At 72.0% G+C, this 19074-nt stretch carries 14 protein-coding genes and 1 pseudogene; 8 read left to right on the forward strand and 7 right to left on the reverse strand.

Features of this window, described 5'->3' with window-relative positions; genetic code table 11:
* Window positions 1-15 precede the first annotated feature (15 nt).
* The 3 genes from pheA to SAM23877_RS17565 all read left to right on the forward strand — a co-directional run bounded on the left by pheA (window position 16) and on the right by SAM23877_RS17565 (window position 3616).
* Entirely contained in the window at window positions 16-948 is a 933-nt protein-coding gene (pheA, locus tag SAM23877_RS17555; protein ID WP_053133764.1) for a prephenate dehydratase, read from the forward strand.
* 551 nt (window positions 949-1499) lie between these two features.
* Entirely contained in the window at window positions 1500-2777 is a 1278-nt protein-coding gene (gene serS, locus SAM23877_RS17560; protein WP_053133767.1) for a serine--tRNA ligase, read from the forward strand.
* Window positions 2774-3616 carry an HAD family hydrolase gene (locus tag SAM23877_RS17565; protein ID WP_053133770.1) on the forward strand — a complete coding sequence of 281 codons (843 nt, stop codon included), beginning with the start codon at window positions 2774-2776 and terminating at the stop codon, window positions 3614-3616. The genes serS and SAM23877_RS17565 overlap by 4 nt, the downstream gene beginning before the upstream one ends.
* Window positions 3617-3978: 362 nt before the next feature.
* Here the strand turns inward: SAM23877_RS17565 and SAM23877_RS17570 are convergent, their stop codons facing one another.
* Genes SAM23877_RS17570 through SAM23877_RS17585 form a run of 4 tightly spaced genes read right to left on the reverse strand, consistent with a single transcriptional unit; the run spans window position 3979 to window position 7487 of the window.
* On the reverse strand, window positions 3979-4698 hold the full coding sequence (locus tag SAM23877_RS17570) for an ABC transporter permease subunit (RefSeq protein WP_053133773.1): 720 nt from the start codon (window positions 4696-4698) through the stop codon (window positions 3979-3981).
* Window positions 4699-4709: 11 nt separating this feature from the next.
* A complete protein-coding gene (locus tag SAM23877_RS17575) occupies window positions 4710-5621 on the reverse strand; it encodes an ABC transporter ATP-binding protein (RefSeq protein WP_053133776.1) in 912 nt (303 codons plus the stop codon).
* Complete coding sequence (locus tag SAM23877_RS17580; RefSeq protein ID WP_053133779.1) at window positions 5618-6535, reverse strand: ABC transporter permease; 918 nt, start codon at window positions 6533-6535, stop codon at window positions 5618-5620. Before SAM23877_RS17580 ends, SAM23877_RS17575 begins: the two co-directional genes overlap by 4 nt.
* Window positions 6525-7487: an ABC transporter ATP-binding protein gene (locus SAM23877_RS17585; RefSeq protein WP_053133781.1), complete on the reverse strand. Its 963-nt coding sequence runs from the start codon at window positions 7485-7487 to the stop codon at window positions 6525-6527. Before SAM23877_RS17585 ends, SAM23877_RS17580 begins: the two co-directional genes overlap by 11 nt.
* Before the next feature lie 327 nt (window positions 7488-7814).
* On the opposite strand from SAM23877_RS17585, the pseudogene SAM23877_RS40040 reads away from it, so the two are divergent.
* The 5 genes and pseudogenes from SAM23877_RS40040 to SAM23877_RS17610 all read left to right on the forward strand — a co-directional run.
* A pseudogene (locus tag SAM23877_RS40040) lies at window positions 7815-8138 on the forward strand (M24 family metallopeptidase); the annotation flags it as partial.
* Entirely contained in the window at window positions 8135-9892 is a 1758-nt protein-coding gene (locus SAM23877_RS17595; protein WP_053133783.1) for an SDR family oxidoreductase, read from the forward strand. The pseudogene SAM23877_RS40040 and the gene SAM23877_RS17595, both read left to right, overlap by 4 nt.
* Window positions 9893-10017: 125 nt before the next feature.
* Window positions 10018-10566: an RNA 2'-phosphotransferase gene (locus SAM23877_RS17600; protein WP_053133786.1), complete on the forward strand. Its 549-nt coding sequence runs from the start codon at window positions 10018-10020 to the stop codon at window positions 10564-10566.
* 152 nt (window positions 10567-10718) lie between these two features.
* A complete protein-coding gene (locus tag SAM23877_RS17605; RefSeq protein ID WP_053133789.1) occupies window positions 10719-11624 on the forward strand; it encodes an LLM class flavin-dependent oxidoreductase in 906 nt (301 codons plus the stop codon).
* 48 nt (window positions 11625-11672) lie between these two features.
* A complete protein-coding gene (locus tag SAM23877_RS17610; protein ID WP_053133792.1) occupies window positions 11673-12563 on the forward strand; it encodes a Cof-type HAD-IIB family hydrolase in 891 nt (296 codons plus the stop codon).
* Between the two features lie 25 nt (window positions 12564-12588).
* Here the strand turns inward: SAM23877_RS17610 and SAM23877_RS17615 are convergent, their stop codons facing one another.
* From SAM23877_RS17615 to cydD, 3 genes are all read right to left on the reverse strand, one after another.
* Window positions 12589-13638, reverse strand: coding sequence for a M23 family metallopeptidase (locus tag SAM23877_RS17615; protein WP_053133795.1), 1050 nt, complete (start codon window positions 13636-13638; stop codon window positions 12589-12591).
* Between the two features lie 120 nt (window positions 13639-13758).
* Window positions 13759-15441: a sensor histidine kinase gene (locus tag SAM23877_RS17620; RefSeq protein ID WP_053133797.1), complete on the reverse strand. Its 1683-nt coding sequence runs from the start codon at window positions 15439-15441 to the stop codon at window positions 13759-13761.
* An 81-nt stretch (window positions 15442-15522) separates the two neighbouring features.
* A complete protein-coding gene (cydD, locus tag SAM23877_RS17625; RefSeq protein WP_053133800.1) occupies window positions 15523-19023 on the reverse strand; it encodes a thiol reductant ABC exporter subunit CydD in 3501 nt (1166 codons plus the stop codon).
* Window positions 19024-19074: the final 51 nt, after the last annotated feature.

The following is a 19074-nucleotide window of genomic DNA, read 5'->3' on the forward strand; positions in this document are numbered from 1 at the left end:
CATTAGGGTGAGGTCATGCCAGCCAGTTACGCGTATCTCGGTCCTGAAGGCACCTTCACCGAAGTCGCCCTGCGCACCCTCCCGGAGACGGCGACCCGGGAATTGGTCCCGTACGTGTCCGTCCAGTCCGCGCTCGACGCGGTGCGCACCGGCGAGGCCGAGGCCGCGTTCGTGCCGATCGAGAACTCCGTCGAGGGCGGCATCACCACCACCCTCGACGAGCTGGTCGCCGGCCAGCCGTTGATGATCTACCGCGAGGTGCTGCTGTCCATCACCTTCGCGCTGCTGGTCCGCCCCGGCACCAAGCTGTCGGACATCAAGACGGTCACCGCCCACCCGGCCGCCCAGCCCCAGGTCCGCAACTGGCTCAAGGCGCACCTCCCGGACGTCGCCTGGGAGTCGGCGGCCTCCAACGCGGACGGCGCGCGCCTGGTGCAGGAGGGCCGGTACGACGCGGCCTTCGCCGGCGAGTTCGCCGCGGAGCGCTACGGCCTGGAGGTCCTCGAAGCCGACATCCACGACGCGGAGAACGCCCAGACCCGTTTCGTGTTGGTGGGCCGGCCCGCCAGGCCCGCCGCACCGACCGGTGCGGACAAGACGTCCGTCGTCCTCTGGCAGCGCGACGACCACCCCGGTGGCCTGCGCGACCTGCTGGGCGAGTTCGCCACCCGGGGCATCAACCTGATGTTGCTGCAGTCCCGGCCCACCGGTGCCGGTATCGGCCACTACTGCTTCTGCATCGACGCCGAGGGACACATCTCCGACCGCCGGGTCGCCGATGCCCTGATGGGTCTGAAGCGGACGTGCCTCCAGGTGCGCTACCTCGGGTCGTACCCGCGGGCGGAGGTCGAGTCGGCGGATGTGGACGCGCTGCGGCCGGGCACCTCGGACGAGGACTTCGTGGCGGCGGCGGACTGGGTGGCGCGCTGCCAGGACGGCCGGTTCTGACGACCGCCACCGGCGGTGATACCTGCTGATTTTCGTTGTCCACAGAAGTTATCCACAGGTCCGCTTCTCGACCTGGGGACAAGTCGACATCACAAGAGGATTCAGTCGACAAATCCGTCTACAGCCCCTTTCTCCCTCCACAGACGCCCAGGTCACCCTTCGTCCACCTGTTTCTCGCCCTCCATCCTCCGGAGTGACACCGAGTGCCCCGTTTCCACCCGAAAGGGAGGACAGGGAGGGTTTGGAGTGCCCGCCTCCGCGATGAGCAACGGCCACTTTCGCGAGTCCACAGATCTTTCGCACAGCCTGTGGATAACTTTTCCCGATCGCGAGCCCCTGTGGACAGCAGCGACCTCAAGTCCCGTTCCGCGCAAGGAAATCGGGTCAACCGGGCCCTCGTCGACTGCCTCGTTCAAGGGATCGGGGCCACTTTCCTTGACAAGGGGAAGCACAAGGAGCACAACGCACAATCGCCTCATAACGGAACGCGAGAGACGCGATCGGCGATAGTGAGTCGAGAGCCGTCACCGCACACCGGTAGCCTTGACCGCGTGATTGACCTTCGCCTGCTCCGTGAGGACCCCGACCGTGTGCGCGCGTCGCAGCGCGCCCGTGGAGAGGACGTCGCGCTCGTCGACTCCCTCCTGTCTGCCGACGAGCGGCGCAGGTCGTCCGGCGTCCGCTTCGACGAGCTGCGCGCCGAGCAGAAGGGCCTCGGCAAGCTCATCGGCAAGGCCACCGGAGACGAGAAGGCCGAGCTGCTGAAGCGGGCGAGCCAGCTCGCCGCCGACGTCAAGGCGGCCGACGCCGAACGCGACGCGGCCGACGCCGAGACCCAGGAGCTGCTCCAGCGGCTGGGCAACCTCGTCCACCCCGACGTTCCCGTCGGCGGCGAGGAGGACTTCGTCACCCTGGAGACGCACGGCACCCACCGCGACTTCGCGGCCGAGGGCTTCGAGCCCCGGGACCACCTCGAGCTGGGCCAGCTGCTCGGCGCCATCGACGTGGAGCGCGGCGCCAAGGTCTCCGGTTCGCGCTTCTACTTCCTGACCGGCGTCGGCGCGCTGCTGGAGCTCGCCCTGGTCAACGCGGCGATCGCCCAGGCCACGGCGGCCGGCTTCACGCCGATGCTGACGCCGGCGCTGGTGCGCCCGCAGTCGATGGCCGGTACCGGCTTCCTGGGCCAGGCCGCCCAGGACGTCTACCACCTCGACAAGGACGACCTGTACCTGGTCGGCACGTCCGAGGTGCCGCTCGCCGCGTACCACATGGACGAGATCCTGGACGCCGACCGCCTGCCGCTGCGCTACGCCGGCTTCTCCCCCTGCTTCCGCCGCGAGGCGGGCTCGCACGGCAAGGACACCCGGGGCATCTTCCGCGTGCACCAGTTCGACAAGGTCGAGATGTTCTCCTACGTCCTCCCCGAGGACTCGCAGGCGGAGCACCAGCGCCTGCTGGAGTGGGAGAAGCAGTGGCTGACGTCGCTGGAGCTGCCGTTCCGGGTCATCGACGTCGCCTCGGCCGACCTGGGCTCCTCGGCCGCCCGCAAGTACGACTGCGAGGCCTGGATCCCGACCCAGGGCAAGTACCGCGAGCTGACCTCGACCTCGGACTGCACGGAGTTCCAGTCGCGCCGGCTGTCCATCCGCGTCCGTGAGGACAAGAAGGTGCGCCCGCTGGCCACGCTCAACGGCACGCTGTGCGCCGTACCGCGCACGATCGTGGCGATCCTGGAGAACCACCAGCAGGCCGACGGTTCGGTGCGCGTGCCCGAGGTGCTGCGCCCGTACCTGGGTGGCCGAGAGGTCCTGGAACCGGTGGCGAAGTGAGCGACACCGGCTCCGCCACGGGGTCCGGCACCGGTTCCCCCGCGGGCTTCCCGTACCGCCTGGTCGCGACCGACCTCGACGGCACCCTGCTGCGCAGCGACGACACGATCTCGCGGCGCACCCGGGACGCGCTCGCCGCGGCCACCGCGGCCGGCGCCGCCCACATCGTGGTCACCGGCCGCGCGGTCCCGTGGACCCGGCACATCCTCGACGACCTCGGTTACAACGGCCTGGCCGTCTGCGGACAGGGCGCCCAGGTCTACCACGCCGGAGAGCACCGCCTGCTGACCTCGGTCACGTTGGACCGCCAGCTGGCCGGGGTGGCACTGGCCAAGATCGAGGCGGAGACCGGTCCGCTGTACCTGGCGGCGAGCCGTGACGGGCTGGACGGCGACGTCCTGGTCGGCCCGGGCTACGCGGTCGGGGGTGACCTGCCGGCGGTGCCCTTCACCGACGCCTCGGACCTGTGGTCGGCGCCGCTGAACAAGATCTACATCCAGCATCCGACGCTGTCCGACGACGAACTGGCCGAGGCCGCCCGGCGCACCGCGGGCGGCTTCGTCACGGTCGTCATGGCCGGCGCGGGCATCGTCGAGCTGCTCCCCCTCGGCCTGTCCAAGGCCACCGGCCTGTCGCTCGCGGCGCGCCGACTCGGGCTGAAGGCCGCGGACACGATCGCGTTCGGCGACATGCCCAACGACGTGCCGATGTTCGGCTGGGCCGCCCGGGGCGTGGCGATGGCCAACGCCCATGCGGAGCTGAAGGCGGTGGCGGACGAGGTGACGTCCTCGAACGACGAGGACGGCATCGCGGTGGTGCTGGAGCGCTTGGCTGCCTGACCCCGTTGCCCCACCCGTCTTGAGCGGCGGCCGTACGGTCGCGGCCCTCGTGTCACGGTCCGGGCGGCGCCGGCGTCCCCGTCGGTCGGCCCACGCGAGGCGTCTCGCGTGCTCGAAGCGGCCGCCCGATGCGCCGGCGCCGTCCGGCCTCGTGCAGGCACCACAGTGCCGGTACGGAAAGCCGGGCGCCACCGATTAAAACCGGACGTACACCGTCTTACCGCCTGCGGCGCCTGCGGCTCCTGCGACGCCGTGGGGTCCGGCACGATGTCCGCGTGGCGTGTCCCGCGTGGCGTGTCCCGCGGGCGTCCCCGGCCCAGTGCGCCCGGGCCGGGGCGAAGGCCCCGTCGGAACCGGGGTGGTCACTCCTCCCCGGCGAGCGTCAGCGTCCGCAGCTTCTGGCCGGCGTACCAGGTGGCGAGCACCGTGACCCCGGCCAGCAGTACCGTCGCGGTCAGCAGGCCGACGTCGGAGGTCACCAGGTTCCCGTCGGCGACCTTCTGGGCCACTGCCAGCGACCACTGCTGGACGCTCAGGGTGCGGGCACCGGGTACCAGGGAGCCGAACAGTGCCTCCCAGACGAGCGCGTAGACGAGCCCGAAGACCACCGCGTGCCGGGACACCGTGCCCAGGAGCAGGAAGAGCGCGGCGTAGGCGATGGAGGCGACCAGCGCGGCGATCGTGTAGGCGACGGCGATCTGCTGGCCGTTGCCGTTCAGGATCAGGCCGGCCAGCAGGGTCGGCACGGCGGAGAAGACCATCGTGACGGCTATGGCGACGATCAGCTTGGTGAAGACGATCGTCGGCCGCTTGATCGGCTTGGACAGCAGGTAGACCACCGAGCCGTCGTCGATCTCGGGGCCGATGGCGCCGGTGCCGGCGATGACACCGATGATCGGAACCATGGTGGCGAGGGCGAACCCGCCCAGCACGTCCGCCGCCGTCTGGTCGTCGGCTCCGGCGAGGGCGCGCACCGCCACGGCGATGACGAGCAGCAGCAGGGGCAGCGCGCCCAGGATGAGGGCCCGGCGGCGGCCGAGCAGGGCTCGGTAGGTGAGCCTGGCGACTGTGGGGTCGTACATTCTTCGGCCTCCTACGCCGCGACGAGATACGAGAAGACGGACTCGAGGGACTCGTCGGACGGCGAGACCGTGAGCAACCGGATGCCGTGGTCGCGGGCGACCTTCGGCAGCAGGGCCGTGAACCGTCCGAAGTCGACGGCCTGGATGCGCAGGGCGCCCTCGGCGAGGTCGACCTCGATGCCGGACGTCGACGGGTCCGCGATCAAGGCCGCCGCGAGGGCCCGGTCGTCGCTGGAACGCACCAGGTAGCGGTGCGGCCGGTCGGTCATCAGGCGGCGGATCTTGCGGAAGTCGCCACTGGCCGCGTGCCGTCCGGCGACGATGACCTCGATGTGCCAGGCGAGTTGTTCGACCTCTTCGAGGATGTGCGAGGAGAACAGCACCGTGCGGCCCTCGTCGCCCATCCGTCGCAGCAGGTCCATGAGCTGCATGCGCTGGCGCGGGTCCATGCCGTTGAACGGCTCGTCGAGCAGGAGCAGCGACGGGTTGTGCACGAGGGCGCTCGCCATCTTCACGCGCTGCCGCATGCCCTTGGAGTACGTGGCGATCTTCCGGTCCTGCGCGTACTCCATCTGCACGGTGGCGAGGGCCTCCTGGGCCTCCTTGGCACCCAGGCCGTGCAGCTTGGCGTTGGCGAGGACGAACTCGCGGCCGGTGAGGAAGTCGTACATCGACTCGCGCTCGGGCACGACACCGATGTGGCGGTAGATGGCCTCGTTGCGCCAGACCGGTTGGCCGTCGAGGGTGACGTCGCCGGTGGAGGGGGCGAGAAAGCCGCCCATCATGTTGATGAGGGTGGACTTGCCCGCGCCGTTGGGGCCGAGGAGGCCGGTGACGCCGGGGCCGATCGTCATCGTGATGTCGTTGACGGCGACCACGTTGCCGAACCAGCGGGAGACATGGTCGATCTTCAGCGTGGTCACAGTCCCACCTTCGAGTAGCGGCGCACCAGCAGACCGTAGGCACCGGCGATCAGGCCCAGGGTGACGAGGACGTAGACCGCGCCCTCACCGTTGCTCGGACCCACTCCGCCGGGGAACGACGAGGTGGCGCCGAGGAAGGCGGACTGCACGCCGTCGATGAGGGTGATCGGCGAGAACAGGCCGATCCACGCGACGGCTCCGGAGCTGCCCTGGACGTCCGCGATGGCCTGGAGTGTGGAGACCGCGCCGTAGGTGATGGTCAGGACGGCGATGACGGCCGCGATACCGAAGCCGCGGCGCGGGGTGACCGACGCGACGACCAGTCCGAGGCCGGCGAAGAGGAGCGAGAGCAGTGCCACGGAGACGAGTCCTTGTGCGAAACCCTTGGTCTGGTCCGCGAAGTCGAGTTTGGCGAGCAGCGCGCCCACGTAGAGCACCAGCAGGGGTGCGGCGGTGAGGATGAACAGGGCCGAGGCGAGCGACGCGTACTTGGCGCGGACGTAGTCGGAGGTCTCGATCGGCCGCGAGAAGTACAGCGGCACGGTCTTGAAGCGCAGGTCGCGGGAGACGGACTGGGGGGCCTGCGAGGCGACGTAGAGGCTGATGACCGCCTGGAGGACGACCGCGTAGCGCGTGTAGTCGAGGGGCAGGTCGTTCGCCTTGGTGACGACGGAGACGGCGACCAGGATGCCCGCGACCAGGCACATCACCGCGAGCAGCAGCATCGGCAGCACCTTGGACTTGGCCGAGCGGCCCAGTCCGTAGGCGCCGCGCAGGGACTGCGAGTACAGCGAGCGGCGGGCGTAGGCGCGGCCGAGGCGGGGGCCGTCGTAGCTGCGGTAGCCGATGTTGTGGATGCGGGTCTGGTCAACCGGCACCGTGACCGGTGCCTGCAGGGGCTGTTCAGTTGCCATGGCCGACCGCCTCCTTCCGTTCTGCGTCGCTGTCCGTGAAGACCTCCGAGATGTGGTGCCGGCGCTGCTCCATGCGCACCAGGCCGACGCCCAGGTCGGCGATGACGTCCCGGACCAGGTCGTAGGTCTCCTCGCCCGCCGCGGTGAGCAGCAGGACATGGCCGGCGCCGGGCAGGCCGCTCCCGTCCTGGACCGCCGCCCCGCGCGCGTGGAGCGCGTCGCGCACCGCGCGGGTGCCGTCGGGGTGCGCGTCGGTGTCGGTGACCTCGATCGCGAGGGTCGTCGTGGTCTGGGTGAAGTCCGTGGTGGAACTGGAGCGCAGCAGCTTGCCGCCGTCCACGACGACGACGTGGTCGCAGGTGCGCTCCAGCTCGCCCAGGAGGTGCGAGGTGACCAGGACGGAGATGCCGAAGTCGGTGTGGATGCGGCGGATGAGGCCGAGCATCTCGTCGCGGCCGACCGGGTCGAGGCCGTTGGTCGGCTCGTCGAGGAAGACCAGCCGCGGATCGTGGACCAGGGCCTGCGCGAGCTTCACGCGCTGCTTCATGCCGGTCGAGTAGCCCCCGATGGGCCGGTAGCGCTCCTCGTACAGACCGACGTGGCGCAGGGTGTCGGCCGTCCGTTCGCGGGCGGCGGTGGGCGGCAGGCCGGACATGCGCGCCATGTGGACGACGAACTCGGTGGCCGAGACGTCGGGCGGCAGGCAGTCGTGTTCCGGCATGTAGCCGACTCGCTCGCGGATGTCGGCGCCCTGGGTGGCGACATCGAGTCCGAGCACTTCGGCCCGGCCCTCGGTGGCGGGAGACAGACCCAGCAGGATCTTGATCAGGGTGGACTTGCCGGCGCCGTTGGCGCCCACGAGTCCGGTCACACCGGGTCCGACGTCCACGGAGAGCCGGTCGAGCGCGGTCACCCGGGGGTACCGCTTGCTCAGGCTTTCGGTCGCGATCACAGTCACATCGATGACAGTAGTGACGCCCGCCACTCAGGTCGTCAGACCGGAGAGCCGTCTTGACGTCAGACTCGAGTAGTACGGACCCGTAGGGGGAGCCGTACCTGAGAGCCACACATCGAGGTCCGGGCCACACGCACCGCCCTATTGACGCCGGGTCTAACAACTGGGAGATTCGGCGACGTCACGTGACGAGCGAGTGGCACGGACGGCGCGGACCGCGCCGGACGGGCCCGGGGGCGGACGGATCGGGGTGACATGACGACGGCAGTGGCAGCCGGGCACCGCACTGAGCTGCGGGGACACGGGCAGGTGCGACGCCTCGCCCTGGCCCACCGTGCGGACCGGGCGCGGGGACGACGCCGGCCGCCACGCTTGTCCGGCGTCGGCACGCAGGCGCTCAAGGACCTCGCGAGCGACGCGCCGCACGGTCGCCGCGAGGGCCGGCCCCCGCGGTGGTCGCCGTACCGCTTCTCCGGCCACCCGCCCCGGCCGGGGTCGTGGGTGGTCGGATCCCGCTTCGGTTTCCGGGGCACGGGCGCGCGGTCCGAGGAGATCCGGGTCGTCGCCGACTCCGCGGATCCCGAGGCGAGCGCCTTCCGGCTGGACGACGATCTGCCGCACGTGCGGCGCTGGGCGGAGGAGGAATGACCGTGCTGGAGGGTGCGCGAGAGCGCTGGGTGCACACGGGCGGGGTCGAGCTGTGCGTGGCCGAACTGGGCGACCCGCGGCGGCCCACGGTCGTCCTCGTGCACGGCTACCCGGACAGCAAGGAGGTCTGGTCCGAGGTGGCCGTCCGCCTCGCCGACCGCTTCCACGTGGTCCTCTACGACGTGCGGGGCCACGGCCGGTCCACCGCGCCCAGCCCACTGCGCGGCGGGTTCACGCTGGAGAAGCTCACGGACGACTTCCTGGCGGTGGCGGATGCCGTCAGCCCCGGCCGGCCCGTGCACCTGGTGGGCCACGACTGGGGCTCGGTGCAGTCCTGGGAGTTCGTCACGGTCAAGCGCACCGAGGGCCGCATCGCCTCCTTCACCTCGCTGTCCGGGCCGTCCCTCGACCACTTCGGGCACTGGATCGGCAAGCGCCTCAGGCGCCCCACCCCGCGCCGGGTCGGCCAGTTGCTCGGCCAGGGCGCCAAGTCCTGGTACGTCTACCTGCTGCACACGCCCGTGCTGCCGGAACTCGCCTGGCGCGGGCCCCTGGGCAAGCGCTGGCCGGGCATCCTCCGGCGCGTGGAGAAGGTGCCCGGCGGCGACTACCCGACCCCCTCCCTGCCGACGGACGCGGCGCACGGGGCCTGGCTGTACCGCGACAACGTACGGCCCCGGCTGCGTCGGCCGCGCGACGACGCCTACGCGCACGCGCCCGTGCAGCTCATCACGCCCCTCGACGACGCGTTCCTGTCGGAGCGGCTCTACGACGGGCTGGAGCTGTGGGCCCCACGGCTGACCCGCCGCACCCTGCCCGCCAAGCACTGGGTGCCTCGCACCCGGCCGGACCGGCTGGCGGACTGGATCACGGAGTTCGTCGACGCCGTCGACGACGGACGGCCCGCCACGACGGCGGACGGCAAGCACGCCGATCGCTTCGCCGGCCACTTGGTGCTGGTCACGGGAGCGGGCAACGGCATCGGCCGAGCCACGGCGCTCGCGTTCGCCGAGGCCGGCGCGCGCGTGGTGGCCGTCGACCGGGACGCCGAATCGGCCGCCCGCACCGCCGAGCTGTCCCGGCTGATCGGCGCGCCGGCCGCCTGGGCGGAGACCGCCGACGTCTCCGACGGACAGGCCATGGAGAAACTCGCGGACAAGGTCGCCGCCGAGTACGGCGTGCTGGATGTCCTGGTGAACAACGCCGGGATCGGCCTGTCGGGCTCCTTCTTCGACACCACTCCGGAGGACTGGAAGAAGGTACTCGACGTCAACCTGTGGGGCGTGATCCACGGCTGCCGCCTGTTCGGCAGGCAGATGACCGAGCGCGGACAGGGCGGCCACATCATCAACATCGCGTCGGCCGCGGCCTTCCAGCCGTCCAGGGCGCTGCCCGCCTACAGCACCTCCAAGGCGGCCGTGCTGATGCTGAGCGAGTGCCTGCGCGCCGAGCTGGCCGGGCAGGGGATCGGCGTCACGGCGATCTGCCCCGGCCTCGTCAACACCGCCATCACCTCGACGGCACGTTTCGCCGGAGTCGACGCCGACGAGGAGAGGCGGCGGCAGCGGCGCGCGGCTCGGTTGTACGGGCTGCGCAACTATCCACCGGAGAAGGTGGCCGACGCCGTCCTGGAGGCGGTCGTGCACAACCGTGCCGTGGTCCCGGTGACGCCGGAGGCGCGGGGCGCCCACCTCGTGTCCCGCTTCCTTCCGGGGGCGCTGAGGCGCCTCGCTCGGGTGCGGCCGCCGCTGTAGTTTCCACAGGATGCGCCAACCAGCCTGTGGATAACCGCACTTGGCTGTGGATCAAACCTCGGCGGCAAAATCGATCGCGTGATGTGTGTCGCTGTCGGCAGGCTGGTCCCATGCCTCGGGAACACATGGACGACAGACGCACCGTGAAGGTCTCCAAGTATCTGTCCAAGCACCTGCGCCACCAGCCGGAAAGGATCGGGCTCGTCCTCGACGAGGGCGGATGGGTCGAGATCGACGCGCTGATCGCCGCGGCGGCCGCGCACGGCTTCCGCTTCACCCGCGAAGAGCTCGACCACGTGGTCGCCACCAACGACAAACGGCGCTTCGCGACCGATGGCACCCGCATCCGCGCCAGTCAGGGCCACAGCGTCGACGTGGACCTCGGACTGGCCGCGGCGACCCCGCCGCCGTACCTCTACCACGGGACCGTCGCCCGGTATCTGGACGCGATCCGCGCCGAGGGGCTGCGCGCGATGAACCGGCACGACGTGCACCTTTCGGCGGACCGCGAGACCGCGACCCGGGTCGGTGCCCGACGCGGCCGTCCGATCGTGCTGTCGGTGGACGCCGCCGCCATGCACCGTGACGGTCATGTCTTCCACCTCAGCGCGAACGGTGTCTGGCTCACGAACCACGTGCCGCCTCGGTATCTGCGCCTTCCCGCTCAGCACTGATTCCGTGCGACCGGCGCCGACCCGGCCTCTCACCGCCGCGCCGGAGCGGACCCCGCACACGGGTGACTCTCTTCCGCATCCGAGCCGTCGCCCACGGTGACGCCCGTCGACGTTTCACGTGAAACGCGGCCGGCCCGCATAGGCTCGGAGACATGAGTCTGCGTCTGAGCACCGTGATCCTTCCGTACCGTCGCTGGCACGAAGGCGGCCGTTCGACCTGGACGCGCGCCGAGCAGCTCGGTTTCCACACCGCGTACACCTACGACCACCTTTCCTGGCGCAGCTTCCGGGACGGCCCGTGGTTCGGTGCCGTGCCGACACTCACCGCCGCCGCGTCGGTCACCGAGCGCCTTCGCCTGGGGACGCTGGTGACCTCCCCGAACTTCCGGCACCCGGTGACGCTCGCCAAGGAGTTGATCTCCCTGGACGACATCTCCGGCGGCCGGGTCACGCTCGGCATAGGAGCGGGTGGCACCGGGTTCGACGCCACCGCACTGGGCCAGGAGCCGTGGACTCCGCGCGAGCGGGCCGACCGGCTCGCCGAGTTCATCCCGCTGCTCGACCGGCTGCTGACCGAGGACGCCGTCTCGTACGAGGGCGACTTCTACTCGGCGCACGAGGCGCGCAACATCCCGGGATGCGTGCAGCGTCCCCGGCTGCCGTTCGCGGTGGCCGCGACCGGGCCACGCGGGCTGCGCCTCGCCGCGCGACACGGCCAGGCATGGGTGACCACCGGCGACCCGAAGCTGTACGAGGACGGCACCCCCGAGCAGTCCGACCGGGCGCTGCGAGGGCAGGCCGACAAGCTGGCCGACGCCTGCGCCGCGATCGGCCGCGAGGTGAGCGAGCTCGACCGGGTCCTGCTCACCGGCTTCACACCGGACCGCAGCCGCCCGCTGGAGTCCGTGGACGCTTTCGTCGACTTCGCCGGTCGCCACCGGGACCTGGGCTTCACGGAGCTGGTCGTCCACTGGCCGATCCCGGACTCCGACTTCACGGCCGACGAGAAGGTCTTCGAGCGGATCGCCATGGAGGCACCGGCCCAGCTGAAGGGATGAGAGCCATAGCTCACAGATGTGCGGACTCACGCACGGACGTGCGGGCATATGCGTGACAATGACCGGGTGACCTCAGCGACCCGACAGCCCGAGCCCTCAGCCGCCGCGACCCGCCCGCGACTCATCGCCACCGATCTCGACGGCACCCTGCTGCGCGACGACAAGTCGGTCTCCCCGCGCACGGTCGCCGCGCTGGCCGCGGCCGAGGAGTCGGGCATCGAGGTCTTCTTCGTCACCGGCCGCCCTGCTCGCTGGATGGATGTCGTCAGCGCCCACGTTCACGGGCACGGCCTCGCCATCTGCGGCAACGGCGCCGCCGTGGTCGACCTGCACGGGGGCCCCGGCACCCACCGGTTCGTGAAGGTGCGGGAGCTGGCCCGGGAGAACGCGCTGGACGTCGTACGGCTGCTGCGCGAGGCGGCGCCCGGCACGGTGTACGCGGTCGAGCAGACCTACGGCTTCCACCAGGAGCCGGCGTATCCGAAGCTGCACATGGAGGTCCCCGACGACCTCCTGCCCGCCGAGGAGATCCTCGCGCCGGACGGTCGTGCCGCCTCCGAGCCGATCCTCAAGATCCTGGCGTTCCATCCCGAGCTGGACCCCGACGGGTTCCTCACCCTGGCCCGCCTCGCGATCGGCGACCGCGCCAACGTCACCCGCTCCAGCCCCAGCGCCCTGCTGGAGATCAGCGGACCCGAGGTGTCCAAGGCCAGCACGCTCGCCCTGTGCTGTGCCGAGCGCGGCATCTCGCACGAGGAGGTCGTCGCCTTCGGTGACATGCCGAACGACGTGGAGATGCTCACCTGGGCGGGGCGGTCGTACGCGATGGGCAACGCCCATCCCGACGTGATCGCCGCCGCCTCGGGACGGACGGTGGCCAACAACGAGGACGGGGTGGCGGTCGTGATCGAGCGGATCCTGGCGGACCTTCCCCGGTAACCGTCCCCCAGCTCGTCCCGTCCCGTCAGAGCGTCACCCCGCGCCGTGCCAACCACGGCACCGGGTCGAGCGCCGAACCGGCCTCCGGCGTGACCCGTACCTCGAAATGCAGGTGCGGGCCGGTGGAGTTCCCGGTGCTGCCCGACTGCCCGAGCCACTGCCCGGGGCGGACCCGTTCGCCCTGGTCGACGGCGACTGCGGCCAGATGGGCGTACTGCGTGCAGTACCCGCCCGCGTGCTCGACCACGACCTGCATGCCGAAGGCGCCGCCGCACGTCACCGCCACCACCCGGCCCGTGCCGACCGACCGCACCGGCGTCCCGACCGGCACGGCGAAGTCCTGGCCGGTGTGCCGGTTCGCCCACCTCGCCCCGCCGCTGCCGAAGGACGCCGACAACTCGTACGTCTCCACCGGTGCGACCCAGGACCGGCCGAAGCGCACGTCGGGCTGGTCGAGACGGACCGCGCCGGGACAGGAACCGGCCGCCACCGAGGCATTCGCCTGACCCTCCAGCCGCTGACGGGCCGCCTCCAGCTTGCCCTCGATCTTCTTTCTCAGCTCCGCCAGCCCCGCGTTGCGTTCCTCCAGAGCCCGCCAGGCCGCCTCGGCCTCCGCCTCGTCCGCGGCGAGGCGGGCCTCGGCCCGCAGGCTCTTGCCGATGGCCCTGTCGACGGCCAGATCGGCGCGGGTCAAGGCACGCCGACCCCGCATCAGCTGGTCCGGATCGTCCGCCAGGAGCATCCGCGCCGTGTACGGGAGCCCGCCGCCCTCGCGGTACTGGGCGCGGGCGATCCGGCCCAGGTCCTCATGCATGGCGTCGATCTTCCGGCGCTGCCGGTCGAGCCGCTTCTCGTACGCCAGGGCCCTCGTCCGCTGCGCCTCCGCCTCGCGCCGCCCGTCCTCGTACTGCTGGGTGGCCCTGGCCGCGTCCTGGTGAAGCCGCGCCACCTGAGCGCCGAGACCGGTTCCGGAGCCGCCGTCCTCGTCCATGGCGCCGGTGGGGCCGGCCCCGAGCACGGCGAGCGCGCACAGCAACACCGGAACGAGGAGCGGACGTCGGCGAGGTGAGCGCATGTCAGCGATCGTGGACCGGATCTCGGCGCGCGGCCTGCTGCGACGCGTACGACCGGGGGACCGGTTGCTGCACACGGAGCAGTGCGACTGCTGCACTTGGGGCAACGACGGCGACGGTGCTCAGTACGGAGCCTCCCACAGCACCGTCGTGCCTCCTCCGTCCGGTCCGATGCCCGGGCCGAGCCGACTGGCGCCTCCGACGGCCTCGGCACGGCGCTCGAGATTGTGCAGGCCGCTGCGTCGGCCGCCCTCCGGCACGCCGACTCCGTCGTCGGCCACCGTCAGCCGCACACCCGGCCGGCCGTCCGGCAGGATCGCCGTGGCGTCGAGGGCCACCTCGATCCGGGTGGCGTGGGCGTGCCGGAACGCGTTGGACAGGGCCTCACGCAGCGCCGCGATGAGGTTCTTGCCGGTCACCTCGCCGACGGCGGTGTCGACCGGGCCGACGAAACGGTGCGAGGGCGTGAATCCCAGCGGCACGGCGGCCATGGTGACCTCCCGCAGGACTCGGCTGCGCAGCCCGGCGGGTGCCTCGGCCGGCTGCCGCAGCGCGAAGATCGCGGAACGGATCTCCTGGATGGTGACGTCGAGTTCGTCGACGGCCCCGGCCACTCCGTCCCGCACCTCGGGCACGGCGGACCCGCGCCGAGCGCTCTCCAGCATCATCCCCGTGGCGAACAGTCGCTGGATGACGAGGTCGTGCAGGTCCCGGGCGATACGGTCGCGGTCCTCGTACACCGCGAGCCGTTCCCGGTCACGCTGGGCGTCGGCCATCATCAGCGCCAGCGCGGCCTGCGAGGCGAACCGTTCGCCGAGCGCGCGCTCCGTTCGGGTGAAGGGGCGCTCGCCCCGGGCGCGGGGCATGACGAGGCCTCCGAGCACCCGCGCGTCCCTGCGCAGGGGCAGCAGCATGATCGGTCCGTAGGCGCGTACCGGCCCGGCCTCCAGGCGCCGGTCGGTGGCGGCGTCGTCCACGAACACGGGACGCCCGGCGAGGAGTTCACCGACGATGCCGTTGTCCGCCGGGATGACGGTGCCCAGGACGTCCGCGGGGCGCGCCGCCGACACGGCCACGATCTCCAGTCCGCCCCCGTCGGCCGGCAGCAGCACGATCCCGGCCGCCGCTCCGGACAGCCGGCGTGCCTGTTCGGCGACGGTCTGGAGGGCCTCGTCGGCGTCACCGCCGGACAGCAGGGCGGTGGTGACGGCGACCGACCCGTCGATCCAGCGCTCCCGCTGCTGAGCGGCCTCGTACAGCCGTGCGTTGCCGATGGCGATGCCGGCCTCCGTGGCCAGGACCCGGACCATGGCGAGGTCGTAGTCGTCGAACGGCGCCCCGGCCCGCTTGTCGGTCAGGTACAGGTTGCCGAAGATCTCGCCCTGGACGCGGATGGGAACGCCGAGGAAGCCGCGCATCGGCGGATGACGGTCGGGGAAACCGCACGAACGCGGATCGTCGGTCAGGTCCGTGAGCCGGACCGGCGCCGGGTCGCGGATGAGCGCGCCCAGCAGACCTTTGCGGCCGTCGGGCAGGTGACCGATCCGTCGGGCGGTCGCCTCGTCGACGCCGTGGTGCACGAATGCCGCGAGGCCGTCACCGTCCTCGCCCACGACACCGAGGGCCGCGTACCGGGCGTCCGCCAGGTCCGCCGCCGTCTCGCAGATCCGGTGCAGGGTGGAGTGCAGCTCCAGCCCGCTGCCGACCGACCGCATCGCGTCCAGCAGTTTCGGCACCCGTGCCAGGAACTCGGCCGAGGCCCCGGGACGGGGCGGCGGGGAGCCGGGAGACGGTGCTGGGGGCATGAGCCGAGCCTAATGAGACCTCTTTGTTCCGGAAAGTCGGATTCTCCGGTGGCGTCGCGGGAGTCGGCACGACGCCTTCCCTCAACGCGCTCCGACCAGCAGTTCCGACGCCTCCTCCCGCTCGGCCATCGCCCGCAGCGGTCCCGGCACCGCGGCCAGCTCCGCGTACGTTCCCCGCTGCACCACCCGGCCCTCGTCCAGCACGATCACCTCGTCCACCGCCCCCAGACCCGCCAGCCGGTGCGTGATCAGCAAGGTCGTACGGCCCTCGGTGGCGGCCAGCAGATCGGCGGTGAGCGCGTCGGCGGTCGGCAGGTCCAGGTGCTCGGCGGGCTCGTCCAGCACGAGGACCGGGAAGTCGGCGAGCAGCGCACGGGCCAGCGCCAGCCGCTGCCGCTGCCCGCCGGACAGCCGGGCGCCGTGCTCCCCGACCAGCGTGTCCAGACCCTCGGGCAGGCTGTCGGCCCACTCCAGCAGCCGGGCTCGCGCCAGGGCGACGCGCAGCTCCTCCTCGGTGGCGTCCTTCCTGGCCAGCAGCAGGTTCTCGCGCACGGAGCTGTCGAAGAGGTGCGCGTCCTGGGCGCACAGGCCGACGAGCCGCCGGACGTCGTCACCGGCCAGGACGTAGGCGTCGACACCGGCCAGCGTGTAGGAACCCGCCTCCGCGTCGAGGAACCGCAGCAGCACCTGGGCCAGCGTCGTCTTGCCGGACCCCGACGGCCCGACGACGGCGACACGGCGCCCCTCGGCCAGCGTCACGTCGAGCTCCGCCACGGCGTCCCGGTCCTGCCCGGAGTGGCGCGCGGTCAGCCCCTTGAGGACGACCGGGAACGGCGACGCGGGCACCTGCCGAGGCGTCTCCGGCTCCCGTACGGGCTCGGGGGCGTCGAGCACCTCGTACACGCGCTCGGCGCTCTTGTGCACGCGCCGGCGGTACTGCACGGCCGACGGGAGCCCCAGCACGGCCTCGAAGGCCGCCAAGGGGGTCAGCACGACGACGGCCATGGCCACGCCGGCGAGCCGCCCGTCGGCGACCGCCTGGACCCCGACGAGGGCGGCGCCCGCGACGGTCAGCCCGGACACCAGAGCCGTGAGCCCGTCACCCACCGCGGTGGCGGTGGCGGCACGCGAGGCGATCCGGGTGAGCGCGCCGTCCGCCCGGCGCGCCTCCGCGGACCGCGCGGGCAGTGCGCCCGCGACGGTCAGCTCGGCGGTGCCGCTGAGCAGATCGGCCACCCGGGTCGCGAGCAGGCCCCGGGCGGGTGCCAGCCGGCCCTCGGCCCTCCGTGAGACGGCGCCGGTGACCATCGGGACACCGACTCCGGCCGCCAGCAGTCCGACCGCGAGCACCGCACCGGCCTCCGGCAGCAGCCAGGCCGTGAAGCCGACCGAAGCGGCCGAGACCACCACCGCGGACGCGGCGGGCAGAAGCCAGCGCAGCCAGTAGTCCTGCAGCGCGTCGACGTCGGCGACGAGCCGGGACAGCAGGTCACCCCGCCGGCTGCGGCGCAGCCCCGCGGGCGCGAGCCGCTCCAGCCGCCGGTACACGGCGACCCGGGTGTCGGCGAGCATCCTCAGCACGGCGTCGTGCGACACGAGGCGCTCGGCGTAGCGGAACACGGCCCGTCCGATACCGAAGGCACGCGTGGCCGTGACCGCCACCATCAGGTACAGCACCGGCGGCTGCTCGGAGGCCCGCGAGATCAGGTACCCGGAGGTGGCCATCAGGCCGACGGCACTGCCGAGGGCCAGACTGCCGAGCAGCAGGGCCAGGCCGAGCCGCCCGCGCCGCGCGGCGGACATCGCGCGCACCCTGGCGAGGACGCCGCCTCCAGGTTCCGGCGAAGGGGCCTGGGCACCGGCGGACACCGGAGCAGGGCCGGCGGTGGCCTCGTCGAGAGCGCGGGCGGGCGGTGCCCCGTGTGCACCGTCGGCCGCGACGGCGGGGGCCGGCTCCTCCAGCCGCACCACCCGGTCGACCACCTCCAGCAGGGCAGGGCGGTGCACCACCAGCAGCACCGTGCGCCCCTCCGCCAGCCTTCGCACGGCGGCCACGACGTCGGCCTCGGTGGCCCCGTCCAGCGCGGCCGTCGGCTCGTCGAGGAGCAGGACGGGCCGGTCCGCGAGGAACGCCCGTGCCAGCGCCAGCCGCTGCCGCTGCCCGGCGGACAACCCGGCCCCCTCCTCCCCGAGCACCGTCCCCGTCCCCTCGGGCAACGCGTCCACGAACTTCAGTGCGCCCGCGTCCCGCAGCGCCCGCCGCACGGCGTCGTCGTCGGCGTCCGGACGGGCCAGCCGGACGTTCTCGGCGATGGTGCCGGCATGCAGGTGCGGGTGCTGCGGCACCCAGGCGACGCGGGCGTGCCACTGCGCCAGGTCGAGTTCCGCAAGGTCGGCTCCCCCGATCCGGACCCGCCCCCCGGCCGGACGCACGAAGCCGAGAAGGGCGTTGAGCAGCGTCGACTTCCCCGCCCCGCTCGGACCGACGAGGGCGACCGTCTCCCCGGGCCGGACGGTGAAGCGCACGTCCGTCACGGCGTCCGCGACACGTCCCGGATAGCGGATCGTCACGTCCTCGAAGGACAGGGTTCCGTCCGCCGGCAGTTCGCCGGTCCCGCGTGCCGGTACGGGTCGCTCCAGTACTTCGAAGATCTCCTCGGCGGCGGCGAGCCCCTCGGCCGCCGCGTGGTACTGCGCCCCCACCTGCCGCAGCGGCAGATAGGCCTCGGGCGCGAGGACGAGGACCACGAGACCGTCGTACAGGGCCATGTCCCCGTGGACCAGCCGCATGCCGATGGTGACGGCGACGAGCGCCACGGAGAGTGTCGCGAGCAGTTCCAGCGCGAAGGACGACAGGAAGGCGATCCGCAGCGTCCGCATGGTCGCCTGCCGGTACTCACCGGTGATGCGCTTGATCGACTCGGCCTGTGCCTTGGCCCGTCCGAAGACCTTCAGCGTCGGCAGCCCGGCGACCACGTCCAGGAAGTGCCCGGACAGCCGGGACAGCAGGCGCCATTGCCGGTCCATACGGGACTGTGTGGCCCAGCCGATCAGCACCATGAAGAGCGGGATGAGCGGCAGGGTGCCGACGATGATGGCCGCCGAGACCCAGTCCTCGGTGACGATGCGGGCCAACACCGCCACGGGCACGACGACCGCGAGCCCCAGTTGCGGCAGATAGCGCGAGAAGTAGTCGTCGAGGGCGTCGACTCCGCGGGTGGCCAGCGCGATCAGCGATCCGGTCCGCTGCCCGCTCAGCCAGCCGGGACCGAGCGCGGTCGCCCGCTCCAGCAGCCGGCCCCGCAGCTCCGACTTCACCGCCGCGCTCGCTCGGTGTGCGGCCAGCTCGGTCAGCCAGCCGACCAGCGCACGCCCACAGGCGACGGCCACCAGGAACAGCACAGGCGTGCGGAGTTCGGCCACCGTGAGGCCGTGCTGGAAGGCGCCCACCACCACCTCGGCGATGAGCATCGCCTGCGCGACGAGGAGCCCGGCGCCGACCGCGCCCAGGGCGACGACCGCCATCAGGAAGAACCGGGTCGCGCGGGCGTACCGCAGAAGACGTGGGTCGATGGGTTTCACGTGAAACATGCCCTCCCGTCCGAAGGGTGTGTTTCACGTGGAACACGACGT

Origin of the sequence: Streptomyces ambofaciens ATCC 23877 (assembly GCF_001267885.1) — a bacterium.
Taxonomy (GTDB): domain Bacteria; phylum Actinomycetota; class Actinomycetes; order Streptomycetales; family Streptomycetaceae; genus Streptomyces; species Streptomyces ambofaciens.